Source organism: Enterobacter cloacae complex sp. IR5384, from assembly GCF_049237265.1.
Lineage (GTDB): Bacteria > Pseudomonadota > Gammaproteobacteria > Enterobacterales > Enterobacteriaceae > Enterobacter > Enterobacter cloacae.
On the sequence record NZ_JBMKHJ010000019.1, the window covers coordinates 1 to 17,183 of the forward strand.

Below are 17,183 nucleotides of genomic sequence, written 5' to 3' on the forward strand. Positions count from 1 at the left end.
ATGGTCGCGGCAATGGCAAGCCTGGTGATGTGGCTGGCAGGTTACAGGGCAGAAAGGCAGTGTTTACACTGGCACTATCAGGCAAGCAGCATCAGGCACAGACGGGTTCTGTCATACCTGAGTCTGGCAGAAGAAGTCATCCGGCATGAGCCCGGGAAAGTAAGACGGCTGAAAATAGTTAACGAGATGAAAAAGCTGGGAAAAGAGTACAGTAATATGGTCATGGTGGCATGACCATATTACTGGGGATCCCTCAGCCCTGCGGGAGAGGGCATCAGACCGCACTATTCCCCTCCTGGGCTTTCTCCGGAACTTACCTTACTAACGAAATTTGTGATCTCCCTCGCAATGTTATTTATAACAAAATAATAACATTTAATTTACAAGGTATTGAGTTCCTTCAGAGCTCAACATGCCGTTGTTTATGGCAGGAGTATAATCATAATGACCGAAAGCATTACATCGAACGGGACGCTGGTTGCCAGTGATACCCGAAGAAGGGTATGGGCAATTGTTAGTGCCTCATCCGGTAACCTGGTTGAATGGTTCGACTTTTACGTCTACTCATTCTGTTCACTTTACTTCGCACATATTTTCTTCCCGTCAGGAAACACCACAACGCAGCTACTGCAAACGGCAGGTGTATTTGCAGCAGGATTCTTAATGCGGCCGATTGGTGGCTGGTTATTTGGCCGTATCGCAGACCGTCGCGGGCGTAAAACCTCCATGCTGATCTCGGTCTGCATGATGTGTTTTGGTTCCCTTATCATCGCCTGTCTGCCGGGGTATGACGCTATCGGAACCTGGGCGCCCGCCCTTTTATTGCTGGCTCGTTTATTCCAGGGACTCTCCGTTGGGGGAGAGTACGGCACCAGCGCCACGTACATGAGTGAAATTGCACTTGAAGGTCGGAAGGGTTTTTACGCCTCTTTCCAGTATGTCACGCTCATCGGCGGTCAACTGCTGGCCATTCTGGTTGTCGTGATCCTGCAGCAGATCCTCACAGACAGCCAGCTTCATGAATGGGGATGGCGAATTCCTTTCGCGATGGGGGCTGCACTGGCGATCGTGGCGCTTTGGCTGCGCCGTCAGTTAGACGAAACCTCGCAAAAAGAGGTCAGGGCGCTGAAGGAAGCGGGATCGTTTAAAGGACTGTGGCGAAACCGCAAAGCTTTCCTGATGGTTCTCGGTTTCACCGCCGGTGGTTCACTCAGTTTTTATACTTTTACCACCTACATGCAAAAGTATCTGGTGAATACTACGGGAATGCACGCCAACGTCGCCAGCGTCATCATGACCGCCGCGCTGTTCGTCTTTATGCTGATACAGCCGCTAATTGGTGCGCTCTCAGATAAGATCGGCCGTCGCACATCAATGTTGATTTTTGGTGGCATGTCCGCCTTATGTACCGTCCCCATTTTAACCGCGCTTCAGCATGTCTCATCACCTTATGCCGCATTTGCACTGGTGATGCTGGCGATGGTGATTGTGAGTTTCTACACCTCGATCAGCGGAATACTCAAGGCCGAGATGTTTCCGGCACAGGTGCGTGCTTTGGGAGTAGGGCTTTCTTATGCGGTCGCCAATGCCCTGTTTGGTGGTTCGGCGGAGTACGTTGCGCTGTCCCTGAAATCATGGGGAAGCGAAACGACATTCTTCTGGTATGTGACGATCATGGGTGCGCTGGCCTTTATCGTATCCCTGATGCTGCATCGCAAAGGGAAAGGTATTCGTCTTTAATAATGCGCCATCTGCCACACGGCATAGCCGGTCGTGGCACCGGCAACATCCCAGGCAAAATCTTTCCAGCTCCAGCCGCTCCCTGAGGGGCGGCTATCCCATAATTCTTTAGATGCCCCAAGACTGACTGAGAACATCAGGCCGATTGCCGCACTACGATCCCGGCTATACCCCTGGTGCTGGGCGTACTCATTACCGGCAGCGGACAACATCGCGGATGCGAGGAAGTGTTGCGCTTTATCCTGGCCGGACCAACTATCGTTCGCCATATGGCTACAGCCGGTTAAACAGAGGGTCATGACTAACAGAGGAAGACGCATCAACAGCTCCATAAAAAAGCCCTGCGGGTGGCAGGGCCTGGATATTACAGAATACGGCTGATAAGACGATCGATACGGATGCGACGCAAACGGCGAATAAGCTTACGAACCTTCACCGGATAATCGGCAATGCTCTGAAGCTCGCGGTAATGACGAACAACCGTCGTATGTGTACGAATAAGTTCCAGTTCACGTTCACGCTGCGCGGCCAGTTCATGTTGTGGATCGTGGATCAGAATTGCGTTTTCCAGATCCAGACGCCAGGCACGAGGGTTCAGGTTGTTGCCGGTCAGCAGCATCCATTCATCATCAACCCACATTCCTTTGAGATGATAGCTGTTATCTTCATCTTTCCAGAGACGCACCACCAGCTGGTCGGTGTTTACGTAATACTGTAAGCGACTGAGGAAACGACGCAGGTTAATCTCATAAAGGTAGGGCAGGGCGCCGATGATTTTGAAGGGTTGATCTTCAGGAATGAAAAAGTCATTAGCCGTTTTATCACCGACAATAATTTCCACTTTTTTACCGTCGCGCAGCAGCTGAATGATATTGCGCACCAGCACGGCGGGAAGGTTAAAGTACGGCGTACAGATAGTGAGCTTCTGCTCTGCGCACGGCATCAGATGGAAAATCGTTTTGTTCAGCAGGCTGGATTTGCCTAAGCCCACCAGAGGTGTAACGGACAGCTCTTCGTTGTTTGCATCGCCCTGGAAATGATAAACCGCATCGCGTAGCTCCTGGCGGAACGCGCGAACGTCGTTTTTGATTTCCGGGCTTTTCGGGCGATGAGGATCGTCAAGGCGATTCGCACCACGGCCATGTACCAGATGCTTATCCACCCAGTTAAACATGATGTCGGCCATCTGCGAATTACGGATCAGATGGTAGCGGTCGTAGCGATACTTATCGAGCTGATGAAGGTAAACATCATTCAGACTCGCGCCACTATAAAGCACGCTGTCATCGATGATGAACCCTTTGAAATGGAGTACGCCAAGCGCTTCACGGGTATTCACCGGCACCCCGTAAACAGGGACATCAACGCCAGGATTTTCCTGCGCCGTGCGGCAATACCAGTCTGCGTTTGTATTTGAAGCAGCAGCGCCAATACGGCCACGCTGAGCGCGGTGCCAGTCAACCAGCACGCGAACATCCAGTTCAGGACGCTGACGCTTGGCTTCGTAGAGCGCATTCAGGATCGCGCGGCCACCTTCATCTTGTTCAAGATAGAGTGCCACAATGCAAATGCGTCGTGTGGCGCTGGCAATCTTTTCCAGAAGCGTCTCCCGAAAATGAGCGGGAGCGTAAAAGAACTCTACATCATCAACTGACTGAGAAATCTTCGGTAGTTGAGCAAGGTGTTGTTGATGTTTATTACGCTTAAATTTTGACAACATCACAGTGCGTTTCTTCTCTGTTCATTGAAGGGTTGTCTGTACCATGCAAACAACATAAGCGGACAATGATACCACCAGTCCCGTCCAAAGTGGGTAACATTTCCAGTAGCTTACTCGGGTTTATCCGGCGATTTCAGAGTGAGGGAGAGGGCAACAATCCCCTCGTCCAGCTGAATATCAACATCAAAACCGAGTTTTCGCGCCAGGGTCACCATACCGCGATTGTTTGGCATAGTAATGCCATTCAGGCGTAACAATCCGTGATCGCGCGTATAACTGATGAGTTTTTCCAGTAGCCGCCGCCCAAGGCCCAGGCCTTTAAGATCGGAGCGCACCAGTACGGCAAACTCCGCATCGACGTTATCCGGATCTGATATCGCACGCGTCACGCCAAGGATCTCATCACCGTTTTCGGAACGACGAACGGCGACAAAGGCCATTTCACGATCGTAGTCGATCTGGGTCATATTGGCTAAATCATCATGGGTAAATTCGTTGATTTCGCTGAAGTAGCGATAGTAAAGATCCTCTTTCGTGACCTGAGAGATAAACGTCCGCAGTTGCGGTTCGTCTTCCGGCAAAATGGGGCGAAACAGCGAACGCTCACCGTTCTTCATCTCCACCCACTCTTCCAGTTGCAGAGGATAAGGACGGATCGCCAGGCGGCTCTCTCTGTCGCCTTCGAATGGCGCGATATCCAGCGTGACGTCCAGCGCCGTGAACTCATTGCCGGAGGCGAGCAGAGGATGAATGTCCAGCCGCTGGATCTCCGCGCAATCGACTATCAGGTTTGAGACCTGTACCAGGAACTGGCTTAACCCCGCAATGTCGAGCGGACGCAGGGCGCTCCGGCCACGGATTTTTTTGCTTTTGATGGCCTGAATAATCAGATAGCGAGCAAGGTTCATGTTCAGCGGCGGTAAGGCCACCACGGCTTGTTCTTCAGGGCGCCATTCCACGCCACCTTCTCCCAGCATGATGAGCGGGCCAAAAACCGGATCGTGCTCAACAACCACCCGCAATTCCTGTGCGCCCGCGCGGTTCGCCATGCTTTGCACCAGCAGTCCGTGGATTCTGGCCTGAGGCCAGGCCATTTTTACGCGGTCGAAAATAGCATCTGCCGCTTGCTGAACTTCAGCCGCGGTTCGAAGATACAGCATTACCCCCTGCACATCGGACTTGTGGGGAATATCCGGTGAGCGAAGCTTAAGGGCGACTGGATAGCCTATCTGTTCGGCAATATGTACTGCTTCCGCGCTGTCGCTGGCGATCCAGGTTGGCAGCGTCTGCATCCCATAGCTACCAAGAATGGGTTGCACTTCGTGAGTGTCCAGCGATGTCGCTCCTTCATCGATAGCCTGTTGCAACAGCCGGTGAACGTCGACGGAATTTGCCGTCAGATTGCCGGGCAATGCTGGAGTTTCACGTAACTGTTTCTGGTTACGACGGTACTCCACCATATGCATAAAGGCGGTAATAGTCCCTTCCGGGGTACGGTACGTTGGCAACACCGCTTCGCTGAACAGTCTCCGTGCCTCCTGAGAGGAGAACTCACCGCACCAGTTGGTGAGCAGAGTGACGTATTTACCACGCGGATGGTTACGCACTGCTTCAATGAGGGCTCGCGCGCTCTCACTGCCAGGAGCGACCGCGCTGGGGGAGTGGATAATCATCAGCGCATCGAAATCCTGACTATCCAGCAAAATAGAAATGGCTTTGATATAGCGATCGCTACTGGCATCATCGCGTAAATCAAGGGGGTTCCCGGGGGCAACGCTGATGGGTAAAGCCTCTCTCAGGCGCTGAAGCGTCTCTTCACCGAGCGTGGCCAGCTTGCCATTACGTAACCACAGTTCGTCCAGCGCCAGCGCCGCCGGAGCTGCGCCGTTACTGACGATCATTAATTTCTCTCCACGCAACGGACGCATATGACTCAACGTCTCGACGGCGGAAAAAAGTTCGTGCGTGTCCTGTACCCGCAGTAAACCCGCGCGCTGGATAGCCGCATCCCAGGCGGGATCCATCCCGGAGTGGGAATGCAGCAGGCTCTGTGCTGCAGGGCTGCGTCCGCTCTTGATGACTAGGATGGGTTTATTACGTGACGCACTGCGCGATGCCGACACAAAACGACGGGCGTCGCTAAGGTGTTCAAGATAAAGCAGGATCGCACTGGTTTTGCTGTCACGCGCCAGAAAATCCAGCAGTTCATCCACGTCGATATCCAGGCTGTCACCCAGGGCGATGAAGTAGGAGAACCCCATCTCACGCTGCTGCGCCCAGTCAAGGATCGTGTTGGATACCGCAGCCGACTGCGAAATAAAAGCAAGTTTGCCTTTACGGATCGGCACTGGAGAAAAGCTGGCATTCAGTCCTTGCCAGGGGGCGAGCAGCCCCAGACTGTTCGGCCCGAGAATACGCATTTGATAGCGGCTGGCGCACGCCAGAAGCTCAGGCTGCTGTTCAGGAGGAGATGAGAGGATAATGCAGGTCTTACACCCTTTCTTGCCGAGCGATTCCAGCAGTTCCGGGTTACGTTTCGCATTTGTACAAAGTACGGCCAAATCGGGTACGAAAGGCAGGCTCTGCACATCAGGCCACGCAAGCACCCCCTGAACGGCCTTATAGGCCGGTGTAACGGGCATAACGGGGCCATTAAATCCGCCAGCCAGCAGGTTGCGCATCATCAGATAGCCAGCGCGATCCGGTTTCATTGATGCGCCGATAACGGCTATGGATTTAGGACGTAGTAGCGCTTCTAACCCTCGCTGGCTCATGCAGGCCTCCTGTGAATGCAAGCGACCTGATGATTTTAAACGTTTTCTGTCCCGGTTGCTGTGACACTGCCCTTATGAACGGTTTTTCCCGCCAGATAGCGTTCGCGAAAACGGGAGAAATGGCTGCCCAGCGCGGCAGCCGCCTCGGTATCACCCGCTAAATCCAGCAGTGCGATCGCCACTTCGGCGGTGCAGTATTGTCCCTCGGCATGGGCTTCACGTAAGCGGTAGGCCGATACGCGAGAGAGGTCGACAGAAATGATCGGCAGCGCGTCAAGGTAAGGACTTTTACGGAACATTTTCCGCGCTTCTGTCCAGGTGCCATCCAGCATAATAAACAGCGGTGGTTTTCCGGATGGTGGGGCTGACAGTACCTGACGATCGGCGCCTGCATAGGAGGCGGGGAAAACGACCATCGGCTGATAGTCCGGGCTTGCCACTAAGTCGAGCAGGGCCTGAGGAGGCTCCGTTCGCGACCACTGAAACGCGGCCGTATCAGGCAGAATATCGGCGATCAGACGGCCCGTATTGCTGGGTTTCATCGGTTCGGTATCAAACATGACCAGGCAAAAACGGCTTTCCGCCGTGGCCGGTTCCAGCGTGTCGCACAGGCACACTTTTAACGGCAGCAGGCAGCGCTGGCAGCGACGGATGCGGTTGCCACGAGCGAGAAAAGGGCGAGTCGCGCGGGCAAGGCGTTCGGCGCGTAATTGAAGTACAGCGTTATCAGTCATGGGCGAAAGGGCAGGAAAAACCCCATTTTCGCAGAGGCGGGAACGGGGCACAAGATGTGCCCCGTGAATGTTACAGCGACTCGTTCAACCAGCTCTCGAAAGGCGCTTTGGGTACTGCGCCGTTGAGCATGTCGATGACTTCACCATTTTTGAAAATCATGATGGTCGGAATGCTACGAATACGAAAACGGGCGCTGAGCTCGCGTTCTGCCTCCGTATTCACCTTCACAAAACGCATCTTCCCGCTGCGCTCTTCGGCGACATCTTCGAAGATTGGCGCGAAGTTACGGCACGGGCCACACCATGGTGCCCAGAAATCGACAACCACCGGGAGATCGTCCTTGAGGAGTTTGTCCAGCGTAGCACCTGTAGCGTTAATCACATCGCCATCAAACAACTCATGGCCACAACGCCCGCATTTCGCACCATCCTCGATCCGAGCGTCCGGAATGCGGTTAAGAGCCTGACAGTTGGCACATACGGTATTCATAACTAACCTCTGATAGAACCATGGGACAGCGGCAGTATGCCGATAATGTTTCTAATATGTTACATATTATCAATGAGCCTGTTTGAAACGACAATGCGTTTTATTCAATGAGAACAATAGTCACAGGCTTTTGTACGAAATTATGGCTATGCGCTTGCACATCGGGTAATCTGCGCGCTTCGCGCAGCGCTGGTGGAGAAAAGCATGAACGACGAAATGAAAAATAAAAGCGGCAAGGTCAAAGTGATGTATGTCCGCAGTGATGATGACTCTGATAAACGCACCCAAAATCCGCGTACCGGAAAAGGTGGCGGGCGTCCGGCGTCCTCTCGTGCAGACGGTGGCCGTCGCCCCGCCCGCGATGACAGAAACAACCGCGGCGATGACCGCAAACGTGATGACCGCAAGCGTGACGATCGCAAACGCGATGATTTTGCACGTGAGGGTTCGTCACCATGGCGTACCGTGTCCCGCGCGCCTGGCGATGAGACGCCTGAAAAAGCCGATCATGGCGGCATCAGCGGTAAAAGCTTTATCGATCCGGAAGTGCTGCGCCGTCAGCGTGCGGAAGAGACACGCGTGTATGGCGAAAACGCCTGTCAGGCTCTGTTCCAGAGCCGCCCTGAGTGTATCGTTCGTGCATGGTTTATCCAGAGCGTCACCCCTCGCTTCAAAGAAGCCCTGCGCTGGATGGCGGCAAACCGTAAAGCCTACCATGTGGTTGATGATGCTGAGTTGACGAAAGCGTCAGGCACCGAACACCACGGTGGTGTCTGCTTCCTGATCAAAAAACGCAACGGCACAACGGTGCAACAGTGGGTCAGCCAGGCCGGTGCCGATGACTGCGTGCTGGCGCTGGAAGATGTGGGTAACCCGCACAACCTGGGTGCGATGATGCGCAGCTGCGCGCACTTCGGCGTTAAAGGAGTACTGCTGCAGGATGCTGCGCTGCTGGAATCCGGTGCTGCGATCCGTACTGCGGAAGGCGGTGCCGAGCACGTTCAGCCGATCACCGGCGACAGCGTTCTGGATGCCATCGAGCAGTTCCGTAAAGCTGGCTATTCCATTGTGACGACCTCCAGCCATGCCGGTACGCCGCTGTTTAAAGCGACGCTGCCGCGCAAGATGGTGCTGGTGTTAGGTCAGGAACGTGATGGTCTGTCAGACGCGGCACTCTCAAGTGCGGATCTGAGCGTCTCTATTGACGGGACGGGCAATGTGGAAAGTCTGAACGTTTCCGTCGCGACCGGCGTACTGCTGGCGGAGTGGTGGCGTCAGAACAAAGCATAAGCTCTTTATGTGCCGGGCCAGCCCGGCACATTCATTTCTTACTCGCTTTCTGCCGGTAACACGGGCATCCAGTCAATCGGCGTTTCGCCACGTTTTTCCAGCCACTCATTCGCCAGAACAAAATGATTACAGCCAAAGAAACCACGATGGGCTGACAGCGGAGACGGGTGTGGTGCTTTCAACACGTGATGACGCTGACGGTCAATAATCGCCCCTTTCTTCTGCGCATGCGATCCCCAGAGTAAAAACACTACCCCCTCACGATGTTCATTGATAAGGCTGATGACTTTATCCGTAAAGGTTTCCCACCCAAGGCTGGCGTGAGAGTGCGCCTGACCTGCTCGTACGGTTAAGACAGTATTCAGTAACAGCACGCCCTGGCGCGCCCAGCTTTCCAGATAACCATGATTGGGCCGGGTAAAACCGGGGATCGTTCCTTCAAGCTCTTTATACATGTTCAGCAGAGAAGGGGGGATAGCCACGCCCGGGCGCACGGAGAAGGCCAGCCCATGAGCCTGACCAGGGCCGTGGTAAGGATCCTGACCCAGGATCACGACTTTGACATCGCTCAGTTCGGTATAGCGAAACGCGTTAAATACGTCTTTCTGGGGCGGATAAATCGTCTGGCCAGACTGCCGCTCTGCCGCAACGGTACTGAGAGTGTTGATAAAATAGGGCTGCTGTTTCTCTTCTGCCAGCACATCGTGCCATGTCAGCGGTGTCGTCATCTCGCTCTCCTGCGAATCTCATTCTGCGCCTAGCTTAACCGCTAAATCCTGCGGTGCAAAATTCCATGCGGAAATTAGCCCTAACTCCTTAAAATATGGTTGAAAAATTACAGATTGATTTGAATTGGTAAGGCTGGGAAATTGATCTGAAACAATAAAACCAGACCACACTCTTTGTGTGGTTGGTGATTTTGTTGATTTAAATCAATAAATCACTGGGGTGTGAATGATATATATACACACAAGAAACAATGGTTTTACCAATTGGCCGCGAAAGGCCGACACCAGTTAATGTAGCCTAAGGGAGGCAACACATGATTACAGGTATCCAGATTACTAAAGCTGCAAACGACGATCTGCTCAACTCTTTCTGGCTGCTGGACAGCGAGAAAAACGAAGCACGCTGTGTGGTAGCAAAAGCGGGTTTTGCGGAAGATGAAATCGTTCCAGTTAATAAGCTGGGCGAAATTGAATACCGCGAAATCCCAATGGAAGTGAAACCAGAAGTGCGTGTTGAAGGTGGTCAGCATCTGAACGTGAACGTACTGCGTCGCGAAACGCTGGAAGATGCGGTTAAGCATCCTGAAAAATACCCACAGCTGACTATTCGTGTGTCTGGCTACGCGGTGCGTTTCAACTCCTTGACCCCGGAACAGCAGCGCGACGTTATCGCGCGTACCTTTACTGAAAGCCTGTAAGGTTTTTAGCCACGGGGGTGGAACAAAAAGCCGGGATATTTCCCGGCTTTTTTTTACTCTTCAGTTTTCGCTTCTGACGCAGTACCGCTTGGCTTACGGCGTTTACCAATATTCTTGGTATCGCGATGACGCTGCTTCACGCGCGGCTTCTCTTTTTCTTTCTCTTTTCTCTCCGCACGTTTCGCCAGTGCTTTTTTAGACGGTTTGCCCGTCATTTTTTCACTCGGTGCACGCGTGCTTGGGCGCAGGCCATCGACAACGCGGGATTTCAGCGGCTCGTCGATATAGCGACCAATTTTCTGCAGCAGCAGATGGTCGTGCGCTTCAACCAGGGAGATCGCTGTACCTTTACGCCCGGCGCGGCCGGTACGGCCGATGCGGTGCAGATAGGTATCACCGCTGCGCGGCATATCGAAGTTGATCACGTGGCTGACGTCCGGAATGTCAATCCCGCGAGCAGCAACATCTGTTGCCACCAGCACGTTAACGCGGCCATCGGTCAGACGCTTAATGCCTTCGGTACGTTTGATCTGTGCCATCTCGCCTTCGAGGTAGCAGTTGTTAATCCCGGCATTACGCAGCATTTCAGCCAGCTCATGCACACGCTCGCGCTTACGCACAAAGACGATAGTGCGGGTGGCCTCTTCCTGCTTCAGCAGGTGCTTGAGCAATTCAACCTTGTGCTCAAGGTTGTCCGCGCGATAGTACCACTGGTGGATCTTCTTGCGTTCACGGGTAGAAGGCGTTGCCGACACTTCCACCGGATCTTCCAGCAGGCGCTCTGCGAAGTCTTTGATCGCGTCCCCTTCGAGGGTGGCAGAGAAGAGCATTGTCTGGTTGCGCCAGCGCGTTTCACCGGCGATGTGTTCGATATCCTGCGCGAAGCCCATGTCCAGCATACGGTCGGCTTCGTCCAGAATCAGGGTTTCTACCGCGCGGCAGTCAAAGTTCTCTTCTTTAATGTATTGCAGCAGACGGCCTGTCGTCGCAACGACGATATCCTGGTTTTCGCTGAACACTTCGGCGTGGTTCATATACGCAACGCCGCCGGTGATTGTGGCGATATCCAGATGGGTATTCGCTGCCAGCTCGCGTGCGTGATCGGCAACCTGCATAGCCAGTTCACGGGTAGGCGTCAGGATCAAAATACGCGGCGGGCCTGATTTTTTACGAGGAAAATCGAGCAGGTGCTGCAACACAGGCAGCAAGTAGGCTGCTGTTTTCCCCGTGCCGGTTGGCGCAGAACCGAGCACATCGCGGCCCTCAAGCGCAGGCGGAATGGCCGCTGCCTGAATGGCGGTCGGGCGTGTAAAGCCTTTGCTCTCAAGTGCATTGAGCAGGCTTTCATCGAGTTCAAGTTCGGAAAAAGTCGTTACAGTCATGTTCTACCTCTGTGTGGGGCGCTGATTATAGACGTTACGGCTGTAATCTTCATCTGTTTGTATGGATATCGCTTTTCGGCCACTTCGCTTTCCCCTATGCTACTCCAGTTTCACTTAGAAGGTTGCTCTGACATGTCTCAACTCAAAGCGCAATTGCGCCGCGATGGTTTTACGTTTAAACAATTTTTTGTTGCTCACGATCGCTGTGCCATGAAAGTCGGTACAGACGGTATTCTACTGGGAGCGTGGGCGCCTGTCGCAGGGGTTAAGCGCATTCTGGATATTGGCACCGGCAGTGGTCTGCTGGCATTAATGCTGGCTCAGCGCACGGATGAACATGTCACCATTGATGCGGTTGAACTGGATGCACAGGCAGCAGGGCAGGCGAGTGAAAATGCGCTCGAATCCCCCTGGGCAACCCGAATAAAAGTTGAATGCGCGGACGTACTGGCCTGGGCACCAGAGCAAACGGCGCGTTATGATTTGATTGTCAGTAACCCTCCCTACTACGCGCCCGGCGTGGAGTGCGGTACGCCTGAGCGCGAACAGGCTCGCTATACCGGTTCGCTCAATCATAAAGCCCTGTTAACCAGCGCGGCGAATTTAATTTCCGAAGAAGGGTTCTTCTGCGTGGTTCTTCCCGAAAGTACCGGTAATACCTTTATTGAGATCGCACGTGAGATGGGCTGGAACTTACGGCTGCGAACCGATATCTCGGATACGGAAGGGCGGTTACCACACCGGGTCTTGCTGGCGCTTTCACCAAAAGAGGGTGAATGTTTTAACGACAGGATGGTTATCCGTGGGCCAGACCAGCGTTACTCCGAAGATTACACTGCGCTGACCCAGGCATTTTATCTGTTTATGTGACGCTGCGGGGAGAGAACCGACGGGCCGGATTCAGGCAGCGTGTCGGGATAGTCCAGGGTGTAATGTAAACCCCGACTCTCTTTACGCATCATCGCGCAGCGAACAATCAACTCGGCAACCTGCACCAGGTTACGCAGCTCCAGCAGATTGTTGGAAACGCGGAAATTGGCATAATACTCATCAATTTCCTGCTGCAGCATGGTGATACGGCGTAAGGCTCGCTCAAGACGCTTCGTAGTGCGTACAATGCCAACGTAGTCCCACATAAATAGCCGAAGCTCATGCCAGTTATGCTGGATCACAACCAGCTCATCCGGGTTTTCCACGCGGCTCTCATCCCAGGCCGGTAAGTGCTCAGCGTGGCGGGCATACGGCATGCGTTTGGTTATATCCACCGCCGCGGACCAGCCGTAAACCAGACACTCCAGCAACGAGTTGGATGCCATGCGGTTCGCGCCATGCAGCCCGGTATAGCTCACCTCGCCGATGGCATACAGACCATCCACGTCCGTACGGCCATGATCGTCAACCATGACGCCACCACAGGTATAGTGAGCGGCTGGCACAATCGGTACCGCGTCGCGCGTCAGATCAATCCCAAGGCTGAGCAGCTTTTCATAAATCATCGGGAAATGCTGACGGACAAACTCAGCCGGTTTGTGGCTGATATCCAGATACATGCAATCCACGCCAAGACGTTTCATCTCGTGATCGATAGCGCGGGCGACGATATCACGCGGCGCGAGCTCGCCTCGCGGGTCAAAGTCCGGCATAAAACGTGAGCCGTCCGGTCGTTTCAGATACGCGCCTTCACCACGCAGGGCTTCCGTCAGCAGGAAATTGCGCGCCTGCGGATGGAACAGTGCGGTTGGATGAAACTGGTTGAACTCAAGATTGGCAACACGACACCCGGCGCGCCAGGCCATGGCGATACCATCACCAGAGGCAATGTCCGGGTTGGTGGTGTATTGATATACTTTGGAGGCGCCACCTGTTGCCAGCACCACGGCTTTCGCCTGACAGGTTTCGACCTTTTCTTTGTTACGATTCCAGACCCAGGCTCCCACCACCCGGCGCGTGCCTGGCAGGCCGATTTTGTCAGAAATAATCAGGTCAACGGCATTACTGCGCTCAAGCACCCGAATATTAGGATGGCTGAGCGCCTTGCTGACCAGGGTGGTTTCCACCGCTTTACCGGTGGCATCTGCAGCGTGCAGGATCCCGCGATGGCTGTGTCCGCCTTCGCGGGTAAGGTGGTAACTCTCTTCGCCGTTTGGCTGAACCTGAGTATCAAACAGTACACCCTGGTCAATAAGCCACTGGACGCAGTGACGCGCATTGCTGGCGACAAATTCCGCAGCATGTTCATCGACGATCCCGGCTCCGGCAATCAACGTATCTTCGACGTGTGACGCAATGCTGTCTGTTTCATCAAACACGGCGGCAATTCCGCCCTGGGCATAAAATGTGGAGCCTTCGCTCATCGGTCCTTTACTCAGAACAATTACGCTCTGATGCTCAGCCAGACGCAGCGCCAGCGAGAGTCCTGCCGCACCGCTACCGATGATCAGTACATCACAATGTAGTTCAGGTGTTGTGTTCATGATTTTTGTTTAATTTACTAAACAGTGTTTGGGCAGAATAGCACCTCAGTGCGAGATATCGCACGTTTTTTTTATTCTCAGTTGCAGTGACTAAACGCGCATGCGCGGATTTCCGGCATGTAAAAGAAGGAAAATATTTTGCGAAGCAGGTCGTTAGCGTCAGATTTTGTGGTGAAATAAAGCCTGGGTTGCGTTACTCTTCTGACCGGATAAGAGATGTTTGAAGTCAGAAAGTGGGTATGTATCGTGAACAGACTTATAATGAGAGAAAATAAACAGTCTGTGACGCGATGAACAAAAACAAAGGCGTTACGGAACTTATTGAAGAATAGACACTCCAACTCGGTGCTTGCTCAAAAGTGCGGGATTTGTAGAGTGGCGTTTCGATAACGCGTGGAATTTTGGTTTGGGGAGACATTACCTCGGATGAGCGAGCAGTTAACGGACCAGGTCCTGGTTGAACGGGTCCAGAAGGGAGATCAGAAAGCCTTTAACCTACTGGTGGTGCGCTACCAGCATAAGGTGGCGAGTCTGGTTTCCCGCTATGTACCGTCAGGTGATGTGCCTGATGTTGTACAAGAGTCTTTTATTAAGGCCTATCGCGCGCTGGACTCGTTCCGGGGAGATAGTGCTTTTTATACCTGGCTGTACCGTATTGCGGTCAATACGGCAAAGAATTATCTGGTCGCTCAGGGCCGTCGTCCGCCTTCAAGTGATGTGGACGCAATCGACGCCGAAAACTTCGAAAGTGGCGGTGCGCTGAAAGAAATTTCGAACCCTGAGAACTTAATGTTGTCAGAAGAACTGAGACAAATTGTTTTTCGCACGATCGAGTCGCTCCCGGAAGATTTACGCATGGCAATTACGTTACGGGAGCTTGATGGTCTGAGCTATGAAGAGATAGCCGCTATCATGGATTGTCCGGTCGGCACGGTACGTTCACGAATTTTCCGTGCGCGAGAAGCTATTGATAATAAAGTTCAACCGCTTATCAGGCGTTGACGATAGCGGGATACTGGAAAAGGTATTAGGCATGCAGAAAGAAAAACTTTCCGCTTTAATGGATGGTGAAACGCTGGATAGTGAGCTGCTCAATGAGTTGTCTCATTCTCCCGAAATGCAAGAGACCTGGGAGAGTTACCATCTCATCCGTGACACCCTTCGTGGTGACACCAGCGAGGTTATCCATTTCGATATCTCAGCCCGCGTGATGGCGGCTATTGAGAATGAGCCTGTTCATCAGACCACTCCGCTGATTCCTGAAGCTCAACCTGCACCACACCAGTGGCAGAAAATGCCGTTCTGGCAGAAGGTGCGTCCGTGGGCCAGTCAACTTACCCAAATGGGTGTGGCGGCATGCGTATCGCTTGCAGTTATCGTTGGCGTCCAGCACTATAATACTCAGTCTGAAACTAATCAGCAGCCAGAAGCGCCAGTGTTCAATACACTGCCGATGATGGGCAAAGCCAGCCCGGTAAGTTTGGGTGTACCGGCTGATGCCTCCGCCAGTGGCGGTCAGCAACAGCAGGTTCAGGAGCAGCGCCGTCGCATTAATGCGATGTTGCAGGATTATGAGTTGCAGCGTCGTCTGCACTCAGAACAGCTTCAGTTTGAGCAGGCACAAACCCAGCAGGCTGCTGTGCAGGTGCCAGGAAACCAAACTTTAGGAACGCAATCGCAGTAATGAAGCAACTTTGGTTCGCCATGTCTCTGATGGCGGGTAGCCTGTTCTTCTCTGCCAACGCCTCGGCTGATGTTTCATCCGGGGCGTTGTTGCAGCAAATGAATCTGGCCAGCCAGTCACTCAATTACGAGTTGGCATTTATCAGCATCAATAAGCAGGGCGTCGAGTCGTTACGCTATCGCCATGCCCGTCTTGATAATCAGCCGCTCGCGCAACTTTTACAGATGGATGGCCCGCGTCGGGAAGTGGTTCAGCGTGGTAACGAAATCAGCTATTTCGAGCCAGGCCTGGAGCCTTTTACCCTCAATGGCGACTATATCGTTGATTCTCTGCCATCGCTCATCTACACCGACTTCAAGCGCCTTGCCCCTTACTACGATTTTATTTCGGTAGGGCGTACGCGCATCGCTGACAGATTGTGTGAAGTGATCCGCGTTGTCGCCCGCGACGGGACGCGTTACAGCTACATTGTCTGGATTGATGCCGAAACCAAGCTCCCTATGCGTGTAGACCTGCTTGATCGCGATGGCGAAACGCTGGAACAGTTCCGCGTTATCTCCTTTAGCGTTAATAATCAGGTGGGTAATAGCATGCAGAATCTGGCGAAAGCCAGCCTGCCGCCGCTGCTTTCTGTTCCGGCGGGAGATTCCGTGAATTTCAACTGGGTTCCTTCCTGGATCCCGCAAGGCTTTACGGAAGTATCAAGCAGCCGCCGACAACTGCCTACCATTGAAACGCCGGTTGAATCGCGCCTCTACTCCGATGGCTTGTTCAGCTTCTCGGTGAACATCAATCGCGCGACGGCAAACAGTGCCGAACAAATGCTGCGTACCGGACGTCGAACAGTCAGTACCACGGTACGCGACAACGCGGAGATCACCATCGTCGGCGAATTACCCCCGCAAACGGCGAAGCGTATTTCTGACAGCATCAAATTCAGGGCTGCACAATGATTAAAGAGTGGGCTACGGTTGTATCATGGCAGGACGGTGTTGCGCTGGTAAGCTGTGATGTAAAGGCCTCCTGTAACAGTTGTGCATCCCGGGCGGGTTGCGGCAGCCGCGTGCTAAATAAGCTCGGGCCGCAAACCTCGCACACGCTTTCCGTGCCAAGTGAGCAACCGCTGGTGGCAGGACAGAAGGTGGAACTGGGCATTGCCGAAGGCAGCCTGCTGGGTTCCGCAATGCTGGTTTATCTCTCCCCGCTGGTGGGGCTCTTTGTGATGGGCGGCGTGTTTCAGATGCTGTTTGGTACCGATGCGGCGGCCATGTGCGGCGCTGCATTGGGAGGTATGGGTGGTTTCTGGCTTGCCAAAGGTTTCTCCCCAAGGCTCGCAGCCCGCGAAGCGTGGCAGCCTGTTATTCTCAGCGTAGGGCTGGCACCAGACCAACTTCGTGTTGAGACGCTCTCCTCTGAGGCCCGGTGATCCATCGGGCTTTATCATCATTTACATCTTAAAAAAGAAAACG

The 17,183-nt window shown here is 53.5% G+C and carries 17 protein-coding genes and 1 pseudogene; 10 read left to right on the forward strand and 8 right to left on the reverse strand.

All coding sequences use genetic code 11. From position 1 onward, the window contains the following. Together ACOTX3_RS15730 and ACOTX3_RS15735 are read left to right on the forward strand one after the other, a co-directional pair. A pseudogene (locus ACOTX3_RS15730) lies at positions 1–234 on the forward strand (IS4 family transposase); the annotation flags it as partial. Between the two features lie 210 nt (positions 235–444). Continuing rightward, positions 445–1,740 carry an MFS transporter gene (locus ACOTX3_RS15735; protein ID WP_013098335.1) on the forward strand — a complete coding sequence of 432 codons (1,296 nt, stop codon included), beginning with the start codon at positions 445–447 and terminating at the stop codon, positions 1,738–1,740. On the opposite strand, the gene ACOTX3_RS15740 is transcribed toward ACOTX3_RS15735, so the two are convergent. The 5 genes from ACOTX3_RS15740 to trxC all read right to left on the reverse strand — a co-directional run bounded on the left by ACOTX3_RS15740 (position 1,737) and on the right by trxC (position 7,458). Further along, on the reverse strand, positions 1,737–2,060 hold the full coding sequence (locus ACOTX3_RS15740) for a YfiM family lipoprotein (protein WP_040023403.1): 324 nt from the start codon (positions 2,058–2,060) through the stop codon (positions 1,737–1,739). The genes ACOTX3_RS15735 and ACOTX3_RS15740 overlap by 4 nt on opposite strands. Positions 2,061–2,104: 44 nt before the next feature. After that, positions 2,105–3,460 carry a CDP-diacylglycerol--serine O-phosphatidyltransferase gene (pssA, locus tag ACOTX3_RS15745; RefSeq protein WP_058678284.1) on the reverse strand — a complete coding sequence of 452 codons (1,356 nt, stop codon included), beginning with the start codon at positions 3,458–3,460 and terminating at the stop codon, positions 2,105–2,107. 110 nt (positions 3,461–3,570) lie between these two features. Next, positions 3,571–6,234 carry a bifunctional acetate--CoA ligase family protein/GNAT family N-acetyltransferase gene (locus ACOTX3_RS15750; RefSeq protein ID WP_127869098.1) on the reverse strand — a complete coding sequence of 888 codons (2,664 nt, stop codon included), beginning with the start codon at positions 6,232–6,234 and terminating at the stop codon, positions 3,571–3,573. Between the two features lie 35 nt (positions 6,235–6,269). After that, entirely contained in the window at positions 6,270–6,968 is a 699-nt protein-coding gene (gene tapT, locus ACOTX3_RS15755) for a tRNA-uridine aminocarboxypropyltransferase (protein WP_058678283.1), read from the reverse strand. Between the two features lie 70 nt (positions 6,969–7,038). Beyond that, a complete protein-coding gene (gene trxC / locus ACOTX3_RS15760) occupies positions 7,039–7,458 on the reverse strand; it encodes a thioredoxin TrxC (protein ID WP_058678282.1) in 420 nt (139 codons plus the stop codon). Positions 7,459–7,662: 204 nt separating this feature from the next. On the opposite strand from trxC, the gene ACOTX3_RS15765 reads away from it, so the two are divergent. Beyond that, positions 7,663–8,748 carry a tRNA/rRNA methyltransferase gene (locus ACOTX3_RS15765; protein WP_023620103.1) on the forward strand — a complete coding sequence of 362 codons (1,086 nt, stop codon included), beginning with the start codon at positions 7,663–7,665 and terminating at the stop codon, positions 8,746–8,748. 38 nt (positions 8,749–8,786) lie between these two features. Here the strand turns inward: ACOTX3_RS15765 and ung are convergent, their stop codons facing one another. Then, entirely contained in the window at positions 8,787–9,476 is a 690-nt protein-coding gene (ung, locus tag ACOTX3_RS15770) for a uracil-DNA glycosylase (RefSeq protein ID WP_029882221.1), read from the reverse strand. 314 nt (positions 9,477–9,790) lie between these two features. Here ung and grcA point away from each other — a divergent pair, with 314 nt between their 5' ends. Further along, positions 9,791–10,174 (forward strand): autonomous glycyl radical cofactor GrcA, encoded by a 384-nt coding sequence (gene grcA, locus ACOTX3_RS15775; RefSeq protein ID WP_013098327.1) that lies wholly within the window; start codon positions 9,791–9,793, stop codon positions 10,172–10,174. Between the two features lie 53 nt (positions 10,175–10,227). On the opposite strand, the gene srmB is transcribed toward grcA, so the two are convergent. Then, entirely contained in the window at positions 10,228–11,556 is a 1,329-nt protein-coding gene (srmB, locus tag ACOTX3_RS15780) for an ATP-dependent RNA helicase SrmB (protein WP_058678281.1), read from the reverse strand. 132 nt (positions 11,557–11,688) lie between these two features. On the opposite strand from srmB, the gene trmN reads away from it, so the two are divergent. Next, positions 11,689–12,426: a tRNA(1)(Val) (adenine(37)-N(6))-methyltransferase TrmN gene (gene trmN / locus ACOTX3_RS15785; RefSeq protein ID WP_058678280.1), complete on the forward strand. Its 738-nt coding sequence runs from the start codon at positions 11,689–11,691 to the stop codon at positions 12,424–12,426. On the opposite strand, the gene nadB is transcribed toward trmN, so the two are convergent. After that, a complete protein-coding gene (gene nadB / locus ACOTX3_RS15790) occupies positions 12,411–14,030 on the reverse strand; it encodes an L-aspartate oxidase (RefSeq protein ID WP_421631623.1) in 1,620 nt (539 codons plus the stop codon). The genes trmN and nadB overlap by 16 nt on opposite strands. A gap of 349 nt (positions 14,031–14,379) precedes the next feature. On the opposite strand from nadB, the gene rseD reads away from it, so the two are divergent. The 5 genes from rseD to rseC are packed head-to-tail and all read left to right on the forward strand — an operon-like array spanning position 14,380 to position 17,140. Next, positions 14,380–14,460 (forward strand): rpoE leader peptide RseD, encoded by an 81-nt coding sequence (gene rseD / locus ACOTX3_RS15795; protein WP_225368419.1) that lies wholly within the window; start codon positions 14,380–14,382, stop codon positions 14,458–14,460. Continuing rightward, on the forward strand, positions 14,457–15,032 hold the full coding sequence (gene rpoE, locus ACOTX3_RS15800; protein ID WP_006176728.1) for an RNA polymerase sigma factor RpoE: 576 nt from the start codon (positions 14,457–14,459) through the stop codon (positions 15,030–15,032). The genes rseD and rpoE overlap by 4 nt, the downstream gene beginning before the upstream one ends. A gap of 31 nt (positions 15,033–15,063) precedes the next feature. Beyond that, a complete protein-coding gene (rseA, locus tag ACOTX3_RS15805; protein ID WP_023620106.1) occupies positions 15,064–15,714 on the forward strand; it encodes an anti-sigma-E factor RseA in 651 nt (216 codons plus the stop codon). Then, positions 15,714–16,667, forward strand: a complete 954-nt coding sequence (gene rseB, locus ACOTX3_RS15810) for a sigma-E factor regulatory protein RseB (RefSeq protein ID WP_013098322.1) — start codon at positions 15,714–15,716, stop codon at positions 16,665–16,667. Before rseA ends, rseB begins: the two co-directional genes overlap by 1 nt. Then, a complete protein-coding gene (gene rseC, locus ACOTX3_RS15815) occupies positions 16,664–17,140 on the forward strand; it encodes a SoxR-reducing system protein RseC (protein ID WP_040023394.1) in 477 nt (158 codons plus the stop codon). The genes rseB and rseC overlap by 4 nt, the downstream gene beginning before the upstream one ends. Positions 17,141–17,183: the final 43 nt, after the last annotated feature.

Coding starts and splice junctions, on each gene's coding strand:
- ACOTX3_RS15735 (WP_013098335.1), top strand. CDS start 445: ATGACCGAAAGCATTACATCGAACGGGACGCTGGTTGCCAGTGATACC.
- ACOTX3_RS15740 (WP_040023403.1), bottom strand. CDS start 2,060: ATGCGTCTTCCTCTGTTAGTCATGACCCTCTGTTTAACCGGCTGTAGC.
- pssA (WP_058678284.1), bottom strand. CDS start 3,460: ATGTTGTCAAAATTTAAGCGTAATAAACATCAACAACACCTTGCTCAA.
- ACOTX3_RS15750 (WP_127869098.1), bottom strand. CDS start 6,234: ATGAGCCAGCGAGGGTTAGAAGCGCTACTACGTCCTAAATCCATAGCC.
- tapT (WP_058678283.1), bottom strand. CDS start 6,968: ATGACTGATAACGCTGTACTTCAATTACGCGCCGAACGCCTTGCCCGC.
- trxC (WP_058678282.1), bottom strand. CDS start 7,458: ATGAATACCGTATGTGCCAACTGTCAGGCTCTTAACCGCATTCCGGAC.
- ACOTX3_RS15765 (WP_023620103.1), top strand. CDS start 7,663: ATGAACGACGAAATGAAAAATAAAAGCGGCAAGGTCAAAGTGATGTAT.
- ung (WP_029882221.1), bottom strand. CDS start 9,476: ATGACGACACCGCTGACATGGCACGATGTGCTGGCAGAAGAGAAACAG.
- grcA (WP_013098327.1), top strand. CDS start 9,791: ATGATTACAGGTATCCAGATTACTAAAGCTGCAAACGACGATCTGCTC.
- srmB (WP_058678281.1), bottom strand. CDS start 11,556: ATGACTGTAACGACTTTTTCCGAACTTGAACTCGATGAAAGCCTGCTC.
- trmN (WP_058678280.1), top strand. CDS start 11,689: ATGTCTCAACTCAAAGCGCAATTGCGCCGCGATGGTTTTACGTTTAAA.
- nadB (WP_421631623.1), bottom strand. CDS start 14,030: ATGAACACAACACCTGAACTACATTGTGATGTACTGATCATCGGTAGC.
- rpoE (WP_006176728.1), top strand. CDS start 14,457: ATGAGCGAGCAGTTAACGGACCAGGTCCTGGTTGAACGGGTCCAGAAG.
- rseA (WP_023620106.1), top strand. CDS start 15,064: ATGCAGAAAGAAAAACTTTCCGCTTTAATGGATGGTGAAACGCTGGAT.
- rseB (WP_013098322.1), top strand. CDS start 15,714: ATGAAGCAACTTTGGTTCGCCATGTCTCTGATGGCGGGTAGCCTGTTC.
- rseC (WP_040023394.1), top strand. CDS start 16,664: ATGATTAAAGAGTGGGCTACGGTTGTATCATGGCAGGACGGTGTTGCG.